Source organism: Morganella morganii (genome assembly GCF_041099235.1).
GTDB lineage: Bacteria > Pseudomonadota > Gammaproteobacteria > Enterobacterales > Enterobacteriaceae > Morganella > Morganella morganii_E.
Genome location: NZ_JBFZSO010000007.1, coordinates 188,895 through 204,155 on the forward strand (window position 1 = coordinate 188,895; position 15,261 = coordinate 204,155).

At 51.1% G+C, this 15,261-nt stretch carries 15 protein-coding genes; 13 read left to right on the forward strand and 2 right to left on the reverse strand.

From position 1 onward, the window contains the following. Positions 1-63: 63 nt before the first annotated feature. Together AB7038_RS13280 and map are read right to left on the reverse strand one after the other, a co-directional pair. A complete protein-coding gene (locus tag AB7038_RS13280) occupies positions 64-780 on the reverse strand; it encodes a hypothetical protein (RefSeq protein WP_369453467.1) in 717 nt (238 codons plus the stop codon). 76 nt (positions 781-856) lie between these two features. Then, a complete protein-coding gene (map, locus tag AB7038_RS13285; protein WP_369453468.1) occupies positions 857-1,654 on the reverse strand; it encodes a type I methionyl aminopeptidase in 798 nt (265 codons plus the stop codon). 361 nt (positions 1,655-2,015) lie between these two features. On the opposite strand from map, the gene rpsB reads away from it, so the two are divergent. The 13 genes from rpsB to lpxA all read left to right on the forward strand — a co-directional run bounded on the left by rpsB (position 2,016) and on the right by lpxA (position 15,248). Further along, entirely contained in the window at positions 2,016-2,735 is a 720-nt protein-coding gene (gene rpsB, locus AB7038_RS13290) for a 30S ribosomal protein S2 (protein WP_004242214.1), read from the forward strand. 140 nt (positions 2,736-2,875) lie between these two features. Continuing rightward, positions 2,876-3,727, forward strand: a complete 852-nt coding sequence (tsf, locus tag AB7038_RS13295; RefSeq protein WP_025153754.1) for a translation elongation factor Ts — start codon at positions 2,876-2,878, stop codon at positions 3,725-3,727. Between the two features lie 120 nt (positions 3,728-3,847). Beyond that, positions 3,848-4,576 carry a UMP kinase gene (gene pyrH / locus AB7038_RS13300; RefSeq protein ID WP_015422460.1) on the forward strand — a complete coding sequence of 243 codons (729 nt, stop codon included), beginning with the start codon at positions 3,848-3,850 and terminating at the stop codon, positions 4,574-4,576. A 118-nt stretch (positions 4,577-4,694) separates the two neighbouring features. Continuing rightward, positions 4,695-5,252, forward strand: coding sequence for a ribosome recycling factor (frr, locus tag AB7038_RS13305; RefSeq protein ID WP_004242216.1), 558 nt, complete (start codon positions 4,695-4,697; stop codon positions 5,250-5,252). Between the two features lie 155 nt (positions 5,253-5,407). Continuing rightward, positions 5,408-6,604 carry a 1-deoxy-D-xylulose-5-phosphate reductoisomerase gene (ispC, locus tag AB7038_RS13310; protein ID WP_369453469.1) on the forward strand — a complete coding sequence of 399 codons (1,197 nt, stop codon included), beginning with the start codon at positions 5,408-5,410 and terminating at the stop codon, positions 6,602-6,604. A gap of 265 nt (positions 6,605-6,869) precedes the next feature. Further along, the gene (gene uppS / locus AB7038_RS13315) at positions 6,870-7,583 is read left to right on the forward strand and encodes a polyprenyl diphosphate synthase (RefSeq protein ID WP_004237228.1); all 714 of its coding nucleotides are present in this window, start codon (positions 6,870-6,872) and stop codon (positions 7,581-7,583) included. Continuing rightward, positions 7,576-8,433 (forward strand): phosphatidate cytidylyltransferase, encoded by an 858-nt coding sequence (gene cdsA, locus AB7038_RS13320; RefSeq protein ID WP_349418957.1) that lies wholly within the window; start codon positions 7,576-7,578, stop codon positions 8,431-8,433. The genes uppS and cdsA overlap by 8 nt, the downstream gene beginning before the upstream one ends. 26 nt (positions 8,434-8,459) lie before the next feature. After that, complete coding sequence (gene rseP, locus AB7038_RS13325) at positions 8,460-9,815, forward strand: sigma E protease regulator RseP (RefSeq protein WP_368889732.1); 1,356 nt, start codon at positions 8,460-8,462, stop codon at positions 9,813-9,815. Positions 9,816-9,856: 41 nt separating this feature from the next. After that, positions 9,857-12,253 (forward strand): outer membrane protein assembly factor BamA, encoded by a 2,397-nt coding sequence (bamA, locus tag AB7038_RS13330; protein ID WP_368889731.1) that lies wholly within the window; start codon positions 9,857-9,859, stop codon positions 12,251-12,253. Positions 12,254-12,364: 111 nt separating this feature from the next. Next, on the forward strand, positions 12,365-12,865 hold the full coding sequence (locus AB7038_RS13335) for an OmpH family outer membrane protein (protein ID WP_004242223.1): 501 nt from the start codon (positions 12,365-12,367) through the stop codon (positions 12,863-12,865). Between the two features lie 3 nt (positions 12,866-12,868). Further along, positions 12,869-13,897 carry a UDP-3-O-(3-hydroxymyristoyl)glucosamine N-acyltransferase gene (gene lpxD, locus AB7038_RS13340; RefSeq protein WP_015422461.1) on the forward strand — a complete coding sequence of 343 codons (1,029 nt, stop codon included), beginning with the start codon at positions 12,869-12,871 and terminating at the stop codon, positions 13,895-13,897. 103 nt (positions 13,898-14,000) lie between these two features. Next, on the forward strand, positions 14,001-14,453 hold the full coding sequence (gene fabZ, locus AB7038_RS13345) for a 3-hydroxyacyl-ACP dehydratase FabZ (protein ID WP_004237234.1): 453 nt from the start codon (positions 14,001-14,003) through the stop codon (positions 14,451-14,453). Between the two features lie 3 nt (positions 14,454-14,456). Further along, the gene (gene lpxA, locus AB7038_RS13350) at positions 14,457-15,248 is read left to right on the forward strand and encodes an acyl-ACP--UDP-N-acetylglucosamine O-acyltransferase (RefSeq protein ID WP_004237235.1); all 792 of its coding nucleotides are present in this window, start codon (positions 14,457-14,459) and stop codon (positions 15,246-15,248) included. Positions 15,249-15,261: the final 13 nt, after the last annotated feature.

A 15,261-nucleotide genomic window follows, 5' to 3' on the forward strand; every position in this document is an offset into this window, starting at 1 on the left:
CGTTCTGCTGCAAGGTTACTGCGTCAGCGGGGAAATAACCAGTTTTTTGCCGGTCCGCCGGGGTTATATCAGCACCGGGCCGGACATCGGGATAAACTGCAGAATAATGCGTTTGTTTTCATCATCCACGCGGTAAATCAGGCAGCTGCGGAAGTAGTTATGCAGGACATCACTGAGGTTAATATAGGTATCTTCAGCGATCCCGCAGCCGTTGCTCTGTCCGTCAGTACGGCACATACCCTGATTGACGATATCTTTCAGATACGGGGAGGATTGCAGGATTTCCGGTGCGTTATCATCGGTACTGAAACTGAACAGAGCGCGATCCGGTGGGGCGGTCAGCCGGGTGATACGGTAGCTTTCCCCGGCATTCAGGTATTGTCTGCTCTCGGTTGCCAGCGCGGTGGTATCAATATTCAGGGCAGTGATGCTGATCCGGCCGTTGAAATAGGGATTTTCTGTCGGCAGCAGGATGTTTTTCCGCGTCGGAAACGATTGTTGTGACAACGCAACCAGCGTGAAATAGGAGCCGAGACTGCTTGCCGGGACATACACTGACTGGTGATCAAATACCGGTTTGGTAAAGGCCAGATCAAACAGATTCAGTTCGTAAACATTCTGGTGGATCTGCACACCGACAGCATACCCGCGCGCGACAAACTCTTTCTGCCACCAGCCGAACGACTTGGTCAGGAAATAAAACGGTACCAGCATGACAAGCAGGATCAGTGTGACAATACCAATAATGATACAGGCAGATTTCCGGGGGGAAGTTGTCATTCCGGTTATTCCTCAGCGTCCTGACGGCGGGGAGGTATCATGTCCGGCATGTGCGCCGGACATGAATACAGGGCGGTTACTGCGCAACGAGAATACGGGAAAGCGCACCTTCCTCGTCTTTACGCAGGGTCATGATTTCACAGCCGTCATCGGTGACAACCAGCGTGTGTTCATATTGCGCGGATAAGCCGCGATCTTTGGTTTTGACAGTCCAGCCGTCTTTCATGGTACGGATACGGTAATCGCCGGTATTCAGCATCGGTTCGATGGTAAATGCCATGCCTTTTTTCAGCACCACACCGCCGTCATCGCCGTCATAATGCAGCACCTGCGGCTCCTCATGGAAACCTTCGCCGATACCGTGGCCGCAGTAATCGCGCACGACAGAGTAATCATGGCCTTCCGCAAATTTCTGGATAGCTGCACCGATAGTCCGCAGGCGGATGCCCGGTTTGACCATACGCAGTGCCAGATAGAGGCTTTCCTGTGTCACGCGGCACAGACGCTCGCCCTGAATCGTCGGTTTTCCGGCGATAAACATGGCAGAGGTGTCGCCGTGGAACCCGTCTTTGATAACGGTAACATCGATGTTCACAATATCGCCGTTTTTTAAGATTTTATCTTCGCACGGAATGCCGTGGCAGACCACATCATTGACGGAGATACAGACAGATTTCGGGAAGCCGTGGTAGCCGAGACAGGCGGAAATGGCCTGCTGCTTTACCGTAATATGCTCGTGGCAGATGCGGTCGAGTTCACCGGTACTGACACCCGGCACAACATGCGGGGCGATAATTTCGAGCACTTCGGCCGCAAGACGACCGGCGACACGCATCTTCGCGATGTCGTCTTCTGTTTTGATTGTGATTGCCATAATTATTAATATCCGAACCGGGAATGCCCGTTACTTTACTTAGGAAACTGGTACTGAGACGCAGTATGTTATCAGCCGGAGAAAAGGATGCCAATCATTGCGCGGAAACCCGGCGGGCAACGGATAACCGCCGGCATGAAAACTGAAGAAAATGTGGTATCGCTGCTGCTTTTATGGTATAAAGCGCGCCGGCATTCCGTGTATTTTGCCCGGTTGCCGGAAACTTAAATTAACTCAACTGTTATAACACACACGAATCGGCACGTGCGCCGGGGTGCTCCGAAGCTTAACGCTGACAGGGAGTCGGAAGCATGGGATTCGTGGAGGCATAACCCCAACTTATTATTTACAGAGGTTTAAAATGGCTACTGTTTCCATGCGCGATATGCTCCAGGCGGGCGTTCACTTCGGTCACCAGACTCGTTACTGGAACCCGAAAATGAAACCATTCATCTTTGGTGCCCGTAACAAAGTGCATATCATCAACCTGGAAAAAACTGTTCCGATGTTCAACGATGCATTAGCTGAACTGAACAAAATCGCTTCACGCAAAGGTAAAATCCTGTTCGTAGGTACCAAGCGTGCTGCAAGCGAAGCGGTACAGGAAGCTGCAATCAGCTGTGACCAGTTCTTCGTGAACCACCGCTGGTTAGGCGGTATGCTGACTAACTGGAAAACAGTTCGTCAGTCAATCAAACGCCTGAAAGATTTGGAAGCACAGTCTCAGGACGGTACTTTTGACAAACTGACCAAGAAAGAAGCGCTGATGCGTACCCGTGAACTTGGTAAGTTAGAAAATAGCCTGGGCGGTATCAAAGACATGGGCGGTTTACCTGACGCTCTGTTTGTTATCGATGCTGAGCACGAGCACATTGCAATCAAAGAAGCAAACAACCTGGGTATCCCTGTATTTGCTATCGTTGATACTAACTCTGATCCGGACGGTGTTGATTTCATCATCCCTGGTAACGACGATGCAATCCGTGCAATCAAGCTGTACCTGGGCGCAGTCGCGACTTCTGTCCGCGAAGGCCGTTCACAGGATCTGGCTGTTCAGGCTGAAGAATTAGCCGCTGAATAATCTGAGTCCGCTCTCTGAGCGCTCTTATTAACCAGGTATTGCTGCAAATGGTTAGGGAGCCGTCATGGCTCCCTATACGCATCTGATATACGAACAACTCCCCGCAGAAACAGTTTCTGCGGGCTCATCGAGGAAATAACATGTCTGGAATTACCGCTGCACTGGTAAAAGAACTGCGTGAACGTACTGGCGCAGGTATGATGGAATGTAAAAAAGCACTGGTTGAAGCAAACGGTGATATCGAATTAGCTATCGATAACATGCGTAAATCCGGCCAGGCAAAAGCAGCGAAAAAAGCAGGCCGCGTTGCTGCTGAAGGCGTTATCTTATCTGCAGTCAGCGCAGATGCTAAATTCGGCGCACTGATCGAAGTTAACTGTGAAACAGACTTCGTTGCAAAAGATACCGGTTTCCTGGCATTCGCACAGGACATCCTGAATTTCGTTATGGCTGAGAAAACTGCTGATGCAGAAGCTATCGTTGCGAAATTCGAAGAACAGCGTGTTGCACTGGTTGCTAAAATCGGTGAAAACATCAGCTTCCGTCGCGCTGCTATCTTAGAAGGCGACATCGTTGGTTCTTACATGCACGGCGCACGTATTGGTGTTCTGGTTGCTGCAACCGGCGCAAACGAAGAACTGGTTAAACACATTGCTATGCACGTTGCGGCAAGCAAACCTGAATATACCAAACCTGAAGATGTTCCTGCTGATGTTGTTGCTCACGAGAAACAAATCCAGCTGGATATCGCAATGCAGTCCGGTAAACCTCAGGAAATCGCAGAGAAAATGGTTATCGGCCGTATGAACAAATTCACCGGCGAAATCTCTCTGACCGGTCAGCCGTTCGTTATGGAACCAAGCAAATCTGTCGGCGACCTGCTGAAAGAAAACAAAGCAGACGTGACTGCATTCATCCGTTTCGAAGTGGGTGAAGGTATCGAGAAAGCTGAAGCTGACTTCGCTGCAGAAGTCGCGGCAATGAGCAAATAATCATTGCATATCAGAGCCGCCGGAAGGCGGTTCTGTTTTATCTGCAGTACCCCTGTTTATCATCCGGGCATCCGTCCGGGTATCTCTGGCAATAAATTCATCTGTTTAGGACAGAACACCATGGCTACCAATGCAAAACCTGTTTATCAACGTATTCTGCTGAAGCTCAGTGGCGAGGCTTTACAAGGGAATGAAGGTTTCGGAATTGATGCGACTGTACTTGACCGTATGGCGCAGGAAATTAAGGAACTGGTTGAACTGCAGATTCAGGTCGGTGTCGTTATTGGCGGGGGCAATCTGTTTCGCGGCGCAGGCCTGGCCGAAGCCGGTATGAACCGCGTTGTCGGTGACCATATGGGTATGCTGGCAACCGTGATGAACGGTCTGGCAATGCGTGATGCACTTCATCGCGCTTATGTGAATGCGCGGCTGATGTCTGCGATTCCGCTCAACGGCGTTTGTGACAATTACAGCTGGGCTGAGGCAATCAGTCTTTTACGTCACGGTCGTGTGGTTATTTTTTCTGCCGGAACAGGCAACCCATTCTTTACCACGGATTCTGCGGCCTGTCTGCGCGGGATCGAAATTGAAGCGGATGTGGTACTGAAAGCCACAAAAGTGGATGGTGTTTACTCAGCCGATCCGGCCAAAGACCCGGATGCGGTGCTGTATGAAAAACTCAACTATCAGGATGTGCTGGAACGCGAACTGAAAGTGATGGATCTGGCGGCCTTTACCCTGGCCCGTGACCATAATCTGCCAATCCGTGTTTTCAACATGAATAAACCCGGCGCATTACGCCGTGTCGTGATGGGCGAGAACGAAGGTACCTTGATTTCGCGTGACTAAACGCCGGGACACCGGCGGAATTTGACGGTATCATTTATAAATCGATTCGCCAAAATTATAATGCGGGCCGCGCGACAGGCACGGTCTGAAAAATTACCCGTTTCCAAGGACTCATAACGTGATTAATGAAATCCAGAAAGACGCGCAGGAACGCATGGAAAAATGCGTCGAGTCGCTGAAATCCCAAATCAGTAAAGTGCGCACCGGCCGTGCTTCCCCGAGCCTGCTGGACGGTATCGTTGTTGAATATTACGGTACACCGACTCCGCTGCGTCAGTTAGCTAACGTGGTTGCGGAAGATTCACGCACCCTGGCTATCACTGTGTTTGACCGTTCCATGTCACCGGCTATCGAAAAAGCGATTATGGCCTCTGACCTCGGTTTAAACCCGTCATCTGCCGGTACGGTTATCCGTGTTCCGCTTCCTGCACTGACTGAAGAACGTCGTAAAGACCTGATCAAAGTCGTCCGCGGTGACGCTGAACAGGGTCGTATTGCTGTGCGTAACGTCCGCCGTGATGCGAACGATAAAGTTAAAGCACTGCTGAAAGACAAAGAAATCAGTGAAGATGATGACCGCCGTTCCCAGGACGACGTTCAGAAAATGACTGACCTGTTTATCAAAAAAATCGATGATGCACTGGCAGCAAAAGAAAAAGAGCTGATGGAATTCTGATCCGGATGCTGTGCTGAACAGAACATATAAAAATAGTGCCCTCAGGCACTATTTTTTTACTTATCAGTTGCGGAAATGACTTCTCACCCTCTGTTGACCAAAGTGCTATACTTTTGCGATTCGAAATAACGATAAAGTAACATTGAGCATTTATCATGAAAGGTTTGGCAATTCTCGGATCCACAGGATCTATCGGTAAAAACACACTCTCGGTTATTCGTCAGCACCCGGATCTGTTCCGTGCAGTGGTTCTGGCAGCCGGGAAAAATGTTCAGACGATGTTTGAACAGTGTCTGGAATTTAAACCCCGCTATGCGGTGTTATCCGACGAAGTGGCTGCCGGTGAATTGCGCATTCAGCTGAAACTCCACGGCAGTGCAACCGAAGTGCTCAGCGGCAGTGCCGCTATCTGTGAAGTGGTTCAGCTTGATGAAGTGGATCAGGTAATGGCTGCCATTACCGGTGTGGCCGGGCTGCTGCCGACCCTCGCGGCTATCCGTGCGGACAAGCGTATTCTGCTGGCAAACAAAGAAGCGCTGATCACCAGCGGGCGTCTGTTTTTTGCCGCCATGAGCACCAGCCGCGCTGAACTGTTTCCTATCGACAGCGAACACAATGCGATTTTCCAGTCCCTGCCGACCGGCGTGCAGTTATCTCTCGGGCATGCTGACCTGACTGCCGAAGGTATTGATTCCATTATCCTGACCGGCTCCGGCGGCCCGTTCCGCGAAACCACCTTATCTGAACTGGCAAATATGACGCCGGATCAGGCTTGTGCACACCCGAACTGGTCAATGGGACGTAAAATTTCCGTGGATTCCGCCACGATGATGAATAAGGGCCTTGAATATATTGAGGCACGTTATTTCTTTAATGCATCAGCAAAACAAATGGAAGTGATAGTGCATCCGCAGTCGGTGATCCACTCCATGGTCCGCTATACTGACGGGAGTATCATCGCGCAACTGGGCACCCCGGATATGCGCACCCCGATCAGCTATTCCATGAGTTATCCGGGCCGTATCACTGCCGGGGCTGAACGACTTGATTTTACCCGTATGGGCGGCCTGACATTCACTGAGCCGGATTATAACCGTTACCCGTGCCTGAAACTGGCAATTGAAGCCTGTGATGACGGGCAGGCGGCAACCACGGCAATGAATGCAGCGAATGAAGAAACCGTGCAGGCATTTTTACAAAACAGAATCCGTTTCACAGATATCGCGCAAATAAACCGTATGGTAGTGGAAAATCACCGGTTCACGGAACCTCAGTCAATTGATGATGTCCTTATTATTGATAAACAGGCGCGGGAACTGACCCGTAAATCAATCGGAAAAATCGCGAAGTAATTAATTTATATTAACGGGTTGCGTTTGTCGGTGAATAGCGCAAGTGATATAGTTCAGCGTTGCGATTTCTGTAAATCAGATTTTTAATGACCGGTTAATAACACCATGACGCTATCACTGACAAACAGAGACAACACCGTGAACCTGCACGGTGTTTTTGTGTCTGACGCCATGTATTAACCGATACCTCAAAGGATTAACTTGCGTGACAGTATCCAGTGAAAATGCCTCAGAAAAGCCGGGACCTCAGCATGTCGCCATTATTATGGACGGCAACGGCCGCTGGGCAAAAAAACGCGGAAAATTGCGGGTTTCCGGCCATCGCGCAGGGATCAAATCGGTCCGCAGTTCGGTCAGTTTTGCCATCAAAAACCAGATAAAATCCCTGACACTTTATGCCTTCAGCAGTGAAAACTGGAACCGTCCTGAACAGGAAGTCCACTCACTGATGGAGTTGTTTGTCTTTGCGCTGGACAACGAAGTCAAAAGCCTGCACAAACACAATGTCAGATTATCCGTCATCGGTGATATCAGCCGGTTCAGTCCGCGTCTGCAGGAGCGTATCCGCCGCGGTCAGGTGCTGACCGCCAATAACACCGGTTTACAGCTGAATATCGCCGCCAACTACGGCGGGCGCTGGGATATCACCCACAGTGTGAAGCAGGTGATAGCACAGGTGCAGCGCGGGGAATTGTCCGCTGAAGATGTCAGCGAACAGGATATCAGCCGTCATATCTCGCTGCATGACCAGCCGCCGATTGATCTCGTGATCCGCACCGGTGGTGAGCACCGTATCAGTAACTTCCTGCTCTGGCAGGTTGCGTACGCCGAATTTTATTTTACAGAAGTGCTGTGGCCTGACTTTGATGAAAACGCATTCAGCGATGCGGTGACTTCTTTTACACAGCGTGAGCGCCGTTTCGGCGGAACCACACCTGATGATCAGTCTGAGCAGGCTCCGGGAGGAAATGTTGCTTAAGTACCGTCTAATTACTGCCATTATTTTAATTCCGCTGGTACTGCTGGCGATGTTTATGCTCGCGCCACAGCATTTCGGCTGGGTGGTGATTGCCGTATGTGGTCTGGCCGGCTGGGAATGGGCGCAGTTTGCCGGTCTGAAAGGTGCCGGACAGCGTATTGTCACCGGTGTCGTATTTGCCGCCGGTCTGGCTGCGTGGCAGTTGACACTGGATATGAATAACCTGATGGCGGATGCTGCTGTACAGGTCAGCCTGTGGGCGGCGCTGGTCTGGTGGATCTGCGCGGTGCTGCTGGTGATCAGTTTCCCGAAATCCGCCGCGCTGTGGAAAGATTCTGTGATTATCCGCCTGATCTTCGGTGTGGTGACCATTGTTCCGTTTTACAGCGGCATGATGGTACTGCGCAACCAGGGATATGCGGGTGGTGATGTGTATCAGGGAGCCTGGTGGCTGCTGTATGTCATGCTGCTGGTCTGGGCAGCAGATTCCGGGGCGTATGCCTTCGGCCGTTTGCTGGGCAAACACAAAATGGCACCGCGTGTCTCGCCGGGGAAAACCCTGGAAGGTCTGGCCGGTGGCCTGATTACCGCCGGGCTGGTGTCCTGGCTGTTCAGCCACTATTCGCCGTTACAGACACTGCCGGAAAATCTGATTATTGTGTCAGTGATTGTGGTTCTGATTTCCGTGTTCGGTGATCTGACCGAAAGCATGTTTAAACGTCAGTCCGGCGTGAAGGACAGCAGTCAGCTGATCCCGGGGCATGGCGGCGTGATGGATCGCATTGACAGCCTGACCGCGGCAGTACCGGTATTTGCCGGTCTGATCCTGTTAGTATTCTCCGGCTTTTAAGCACTCCGGGAGCAGACAGAAAACGCATGATGACTTTTATCTGGAACTCAGCCGCGTTTGTTATCGCGCTGGGGATTTTGGTTACCGTACATGAGTTCGGGCACTTTTGGGTGGCCCGGCGCTGCGGTATTTTTGTCGAACGATTCTCCGTCGGTTTCGGCAAAGCACTCTGGCGGCGTACAGACAAACACGGGACAGAATTTGTCATCGCAATGATCCCGCTCGGCGGCTATGTCAAAATGCTGGATGAGCGCGTGGCACCGGTAGCACCGGAGCGCCGTCATCAGGCGTTTAATAACAAAACCGTCGGCCAGCGGGCGGCAGTGGTCAGTGCCGGGCCTGTTGCTAACTTTCTGTTAGCTATCGTGGCGTACTGGATTGTGTTTATGATCGGCGTGCCGGCGGTTCGCCCGGTCGTGGCGGATATCCGCGCGGGATCGGTCGCAGAACAGGCAAATATTTTGCCCGGGATGGAACTAAATGCCGTTGACGGCATCGAAACGCCTGACTGGAATAGTGTGCGGATGGCGATGATCAGTAAAATCGGCGATGATTTTACCGTTCTGAATGTGATTCCGGAACCGGGGTCAGCCCCGGCGGAAAAACGCCTGGATCTCACCCGCTGGAAATTTGATCCGGAAAAACAGGATGCTGTCCTGTCTCTGGGTATCATGCCGGTGTCCGCAAAGGTCAGTAATGAGATTAATGCACTGACGCCCGGGGGGCCTGCTGAAAAAGCCGGTTTACAACCGGGGGACAGGATCGTTAAAGTAAGCGGGGAGCCGCTTACGGTCTGGCAGCCGTTTACGCTCTTTGTACGTAATAGTCCCGGTAAAACGCTCGATTTACTGATTGAGCGGGGCGGAGAACATATTAATATGCCTCTCACACCGGAGATAAAAAACAGCGGCGGCAGTAAACAAATTGGTTTTGCCGGTGTCGAATTAAAGGTTATTCCGCTCGACCCGCAGTATATTACGGAACATCAGTACGGGCCGGTGGAAGCGGTCGCTGAGGCGACCGGGAAAACCTGGCAGTTAATGAATCTGACCGTGAAAATGATCGGCAAGCTGGTGACCGGTGATGTAAAACTGAATAATCTCAGCGGTCCGGTATCGATTGCGAAAGGTGCCGGTATTTCCGCCGATTCCGGCTTAGTGTATTATCTGATGTTTCTGGCGCTCATCAGCGTCAATTTAGGGATCATAAATCTGTTCCCGCTGCCAGTTTTAGATGGTGGACACCTGTTATTCCTGCTTATCGAGAAGATAAAAGGCGGGCCGGTGTCTGAGCGTGTACAAGACTTCAGTTATCGTATTGGTGTAATGGCACTGGTACTGTTGATGGGGCTTGCACTTTTCAATGATTTCTCCCGCTTCTGATTAAGGAAGACCGGGACCGGTAAGGAAAACGCATAACAACGATGGCGATGAAAAAGTTGCTCATAGCGTCGCTGCTGCTTGGCAGCTTCACTGCATACGGTTCAGACGGATTCGTGGTTCAGGACATTCAGTTTGAAGGTCTTCAGCGCGTCGCCGTTGGTGCTGCATTACTGAACATGCCTGTCCGTGTCGGAGACACGGCCAGTGATGAGGATATCGGACGTACCATTCGCGCACTGTTCGCGACGGGTAACTTTGAAGATGTCCGCGTCCTGCGTGAAGGTAATGTACTGCTGGTTCAGGTGAAGGAACGTCCGACCATTGCAAATATCACCTTCTCGGGTAACAAATCCGTGAAGGACGATATGCTCAAACAGAACCTGGAAGCATCCCGTATCCGCGTCGGGGAAGCCCTTGACCGGACGATGCTGTCAAACATTGAAAAGGGGCTGGAAGATTTCTATCACAGTGTCGGTAAGTATAACGCAACGGTAAAAGCCGTTGTCACACCACTGCCGCGCAACCGTATTGATGTGAAATTCGTCTTTGCGGAAGGTGTATCCGCGACTATTCAGCAAATCAATATCGTCGGTAACACTCAGTTTACCACAGCTGAACTGGTTAACCGTTTCCAGCTGCGTGATGATGTACCGTGGTGGAACCTGGCGGCTGACCAGAAATACCAGAAACAGAAACTGGCCGGTGACCTTGAAACCCTGCGCAGTTTCTATCTGGATCGCGGTTACGCGAAATTCAATATTGATTCGACTCAGGTCAGCCTGACGCCGGACAAAAAAGGTATCTATATCACCGTCAACGTGACCGAGGGCGATCAGTATCAGATTGCCGGGGTTCAGGTTGCGGGGGAAACGGCCGGTCACTCCGCTGAAATCACCGAGCTGACCGCCATTGAGCCGGGTTCACTCTATAATGGTGCTCAGGTCACCAAAATGGAGAATGATGTCAAAAATATGCTCGGCCGTTACGGCTATGCGTATCCGCGCGTCATGACCCAGCCGGAAATTAATGAAGCCGATAAAACCGTGGTTCTGCATGTGAATGTGGATGCCGGTAACCGTTTCTATGTCCGCCAGATCCGTTTCGCCGGTAACGACGTGAGTAAAGACTCCGTTCTGCGCCGTGAAATGCGTCAGATGGAAGGGGCATGGCTGGGTAACGATCTGGTTGAAGCCGGTAAAGAGCGTCTGAACCGTACCGGTTACTTTGAAACCGTTGAGGTGGAAACCCAGCGTGTGCCGGGTGTGCCGGACCAGGTCGATGTCGTTTATAAAGTCAAAGAGCGTAACACCGGTTCCCTGAACTTTGGTGTGGGCTTCGGTACTGAGAGCGGCGTCAGCTTCCAGGTGGGTGTCACCCAGGATAACTGGTTAGGTACCGGTTATCAGGTTGGTGCGAACGCCAGTAAGAACGACTACTCAACGTACGCGGAATTGTCACTGACTGACCCGTTCTTCACGGTTGATGGTGTGAGTCTCGGCGGCCGTATTTTCTACAACGACTTCCGTGCGGATGATGCGGACTTGTCCGGTTACACCAACAAAACTTATGGTGTGGACGGAACGCTCGGCTTCCCGATCAACGAAAATAACTCTCTCCGTTTAGGTCTGGGTTATGTGCATAACACCCTGTCACGTATGGAACCACAGGTTAATATGTGGCGCTATCTGCACTCAATGGGTGAAACACCGAACTATAAAGATCGCGCAGAATTCCGTGCCGATGACTTCACGCTGACAACTGCCTGGGTTTATAACAACCTCGACCGTGGTTACTTCCCGACCTCCGGTGTGAAATCCACCGTGAGTGCGAAAGTCACGGTTCCGGGTTCTGATAACGAATACTATAAACTGATCGCTGATACCACCGGTTACTACCCGATTGATGAAAACGGTAGCTGGGTTGTGATGGGACGCGGTCGTTTAGGCTTCGGTGATGGTCTCGGCGGCAAAGAACTGCCGTTCTATGAGAACTTCTATGCCGGTGGTTCCGGTACCGTCCGTGGTTTCCGCTCGAATACTATTGGTCCGAAAGCAGTCTATTATGACGGGTCATCCGATAAGTTACGCGGCGACAGCCCGTCCCGTGATGCTATCGGGGGTAACGCGATGGCAGTGGCCAGTATGGAACTGATCACACCGACACCGTTTATCGACGAAAAATACACGAATTCTGTCCGCACATCACTCTTTGTGGATGCCGGTACAGTGTGGGATACCAATTGGGACAATACTGAGCTTATGCAGAAGTATGGTATTCCTGATTACAGTAAAGCAGGGAACATCCGTGTTTCCACCGGTGTCGCGTTCCAGTGGATTTCTCCGCTCGGACCATTGGTCTTCTCGTATGCGAAGCCAATCAAAGACTACCAGGGTGACCGGACAGAACAGTTCCAGTTTAATATCGGTAAGACCTGGTAATTGCAGTACAGAGTTACCATACGTAATAACCAGTACGCTCAGTGTGCAAAGGGAATCTTTACCATTGGGTTTAATATCCAACCAGTAAATGGTGTTTAAAGGGGTTTTATTGTGAAAAAGTTATTAACTGCTGCCAGCGTGGGTATGGTATTAGCGATGTCTGCCGGTGCTGCTCAGGCTGCTGACAAGATCGCGGTTGTCAATATCGGTGAAGTTGTCCAGAAAATGCCGGGCCGTGAAGCGGCAGCAAAACAACTGGAAAGCGAATTCAAAAGCCGTGGTACTGAACTGCAGAGTTTAGAAAAAGATCTGCAGACCCGTGCTCAGAAACTGCAGAAAGACGGCGCGACCATGAAAGACAGCGAGCGTCAGAAACTGGCAGGTGAATTCGACACCAAACGTGCTGACTTCGCGAAAAAAGCCCAGGCATTTGACCAGGATTTCCAGAAACGTCAGATGGAAGAACGCAACAAAGTCATGAAGCGTGTTGAAGATGCAGTGAAATCTGTTGCTTCAAAAGGCGGATATGACGTTGTGATCGATGCTAACGCAGTTGCTTACTCTGTTTCCGGCATTGATATCACTGCTGACGTTCTGAAACAGGTTAAATAATTAATGTCTTCCATTCGATTAGCTGATCTCGCTCAGCAGTTGAATGCAACGTTACACGGTGATGGCGATCTCGTCATCACCGGTATCGCGCCTATGCATTCAGCAAACAGCGGGCAAATTACCTTTCTGTCTGATGCCCGTTACCGGGAAAAACTGGCCGGTTGTCAGGCGGGTGCTGTGGTATTGCGTGAAGACGATTTACCGTTTTGTCAGGTCGCCGCCCTTGTGGTGAAAGACCCGTACCTGGCGTATGCGCATATGGCGCAGATTATGGATACCACACCGGCTCCGGCTGAGAATATCCATCCGTCTGCCGTGATTGACCCGTCAGCCTCTCTCGGGGCAAATGTGTCGGTCGGTGCGAATGCTGTCATTGAGTCCGGCGTGGTTCTGGGTGACGATGTTATCATCGGCGCAGGATCTTTTGTCGGCAAAAATACCACCATCGGTGCCAAAACCCGTATCTGGGCCAATGTCACCGTGTACCACGGGATTGTGATTGGCGAAGGTTGCCTGGTTCATTCCAACACTGTTATCGGTGCGGACGGATTCGGTTATGCCAACGATCGCGGTCAGTGGGTTAAAATCCCTCAGCTGGGTTCCGTCATTATCGGTGACCGGGTTGAAATCGGCTCCTGTACCACTATCGACCGTGGTGCATTAGAAAATACGGTAATCGGTAACGGTGTTATCATTGATAACCAGTGCCAGATTGCCCATAACGTCATAATCGGCGACAACACCGCAGTAGCCGGTGGTGTGATTATGGCCGGGAGCCTGAAAATCGGCCGCAACTGTATGATTGGCGGAGCAAGCGTCATTAATGGTCATATGGAAATCTGCGATCGCGTCGTCGTGACAGGCATGGGCATGGTAATGCGGCCTATCACCGAACCGGGTGTATACTCCTCCGGTATTCCGTTACAGCCAAATAAAACATGGCGTAAAACTGCCGCGCTGGTAATGAACATCAGCGAAATGAATAAACGCCTCAAGGCGGTCGAACGGCAGTTGGATAACGACGATAAATAACAGCGCATTTTGCGGTATTTTTGCGGCCTGCTAACCGCGTGACGGGTATAGCAGGCCGTGTTATTAATAAGACATATGACAAATAGACAGGAAGAGTATTCTGATGAGTGACAACCATACTCTCAAAATTGATGAAATTTTAGAGCTTCTTCCGCACCGGTATCCGTTCTTGTTAGTGGATCGCGTGCTGGATTTTGAAGAAGGTAAATTTTTACGTGCCGTGAAAAACGTATCGTTCAATGAGCCGTTTTTCCAGGGGCACTTCCCGGGCAAACCGATTTTCCCGGGCGTTCTGATTCTGGAAGCGATGGCGCAGGCCACCGGCATTCTGGCGTTCAAAAGCCTCGGTAAATTAGAGCCGGGCGAACTGTATTATTTTGCTGCCATCGATGACTGTCGCTTTAAACGCCCGGTACTGCCGGGAGACCAGATGATCCTCGAAGTGACTTTCCATAAGGAACGCCGTGGCGTTGCCCGTTTCACGGGTGTTGCGAAAGTTGACGGAGAAGTTGCCTGCGAAGCTACCATGATGTGTGCACGCCGCCGTGAGGGGTAATAAATGATCGATAAAACCGCCCGGATCCACCCGTCTTCCATTATCGAAGACGGCGCCGTTATTGGTGCCAATGTCACCATCGGTCCTTTCTGCTGTATTGGTGCGGATGTTGAGATCGGTGAAGGGACTGAAATCAAGTCCCATGTTGTGATTAATGGTCATACCAAAATTGGTCGTGATAACCAGATTTTCCAGTTTGCCTCCATTGGTGAGATAAACCAGGATCTGAAATACAAAGGTGAACCGACCCGCGTAGAGATCGGTGATCGTAACCGTATCCGCGAAAGTGTGACTATTCATCGCGGCACCGCGCAGGATACCGGCGTTACCCGTATCGGTAACGACAACCTGCTGATGATCAATGCCCATGTTGCTCACGACTGTGTGATCGGCAACCATTGCATCATTGCCAACAACGGAACCCTGGCGGGTCATGTCACGCTGGATGATTATGTCATCCTGGGTGGCTTATCGGCTGTTCATCAGTTCTGCCGTATCGGTGAGCACGTGATGGTCGGCGGCTGTTCCGGTGTGGCACAGGATATTCCGCCGTTCTTAATCGCGCAGGGTAACCATGTGACCGCCTTCGGCCTCAATGCTATCGGTCTCAAACGCCGTGGTTTTGATAAAGACGATATCAGTGCGTTACAGAATGCGTATAAGGTTCTGTACCGCAGTAATCTGACGCTGGCAGAAGCCAAAGTGCAGTTAGCTGAACTGGCGAAAGAAAATGTCCATGTAAAAACCTTCGCTGACTTCCTGGATACCGCTGAACGCGGGATCATCCGTCCGTAATTGCGGGGGCTGC

Coding starts and splice junctions, on each gene's coding strand:
- AB7038_RS13280 (WP_369453467.1), bottom strand. CDS start 780: ATGACAACTTCCCCCCGGAAATCTGCCTGTATCATTATTGGTATTGTC.
- fabZ (WP_004237234.1), top strand. CDS start 14,001: ATGAGTGACAACCATACTCTCAAAATTGATGAAATTTTAGAGCTTCTT.
- ispC (WP_369453469.1), top strand. CDS start 5,408: ATGAAAGGTTTGGCAATTCTCGGATCCACAGGATCTATCGGTAAAAAC.
- rpsB (WP_004242214.1), top strand. CDS start 2,016: ATGGCTACTGTTTCCATGCGCGATATGCTCCAGGCGGGCGTTCACTTC.
- tsf (WP_025153754.1), top strand. CDS start 2,876: ATGTCTGGAATTACCGCTGCACTGGTAAAAGAACTGCGTGAACGTACT.
- lpxA (WP_004237235.1), top strand. CDS start 14,457: ATGATCGATAAAACCGCCCGGATCCACCCGTCTTCCATTATCGAAGAC.
- lpxD (WP_015422461.1), top strand. CDS start 12,869: ATGTCTTCCATTCGATTAGCTGATCTCGCTCAGCAGTTGAATGCAACG.
- bamA (WP_368889731.1), top strand. CDS start 9,857: ATGGCGATGAAAAAGTTGCTCATAGCGTCGCTGCTGCTTGGCAGCTTC.
- uppS (WP_004237228.1), top strand. CDS start 6,870: ATGGACGGCAACGGCCGCTGGGCAAAAAAACGCGGAAAATTGCGGGTT.
- pyrH (WP_015422460.1), top strand. CDS start 3,848: ATGGCTACCAATGCAAAACCTGTTTATCAACGTATTCTGCTGAAGCTC.
- map (WP_369453468.1), bottom strand. CDS start 1,654: ATGGCAATCACAATCAAAACAGAAGACGACATCGCGAAGATGCGTGTC.
- rseP (WP_368889732.1), top strand. CDS start 8,460: ATGATGACTTTTATCTGGAACTCAGCCGCGTTTGTTATCGCGCTGGGG.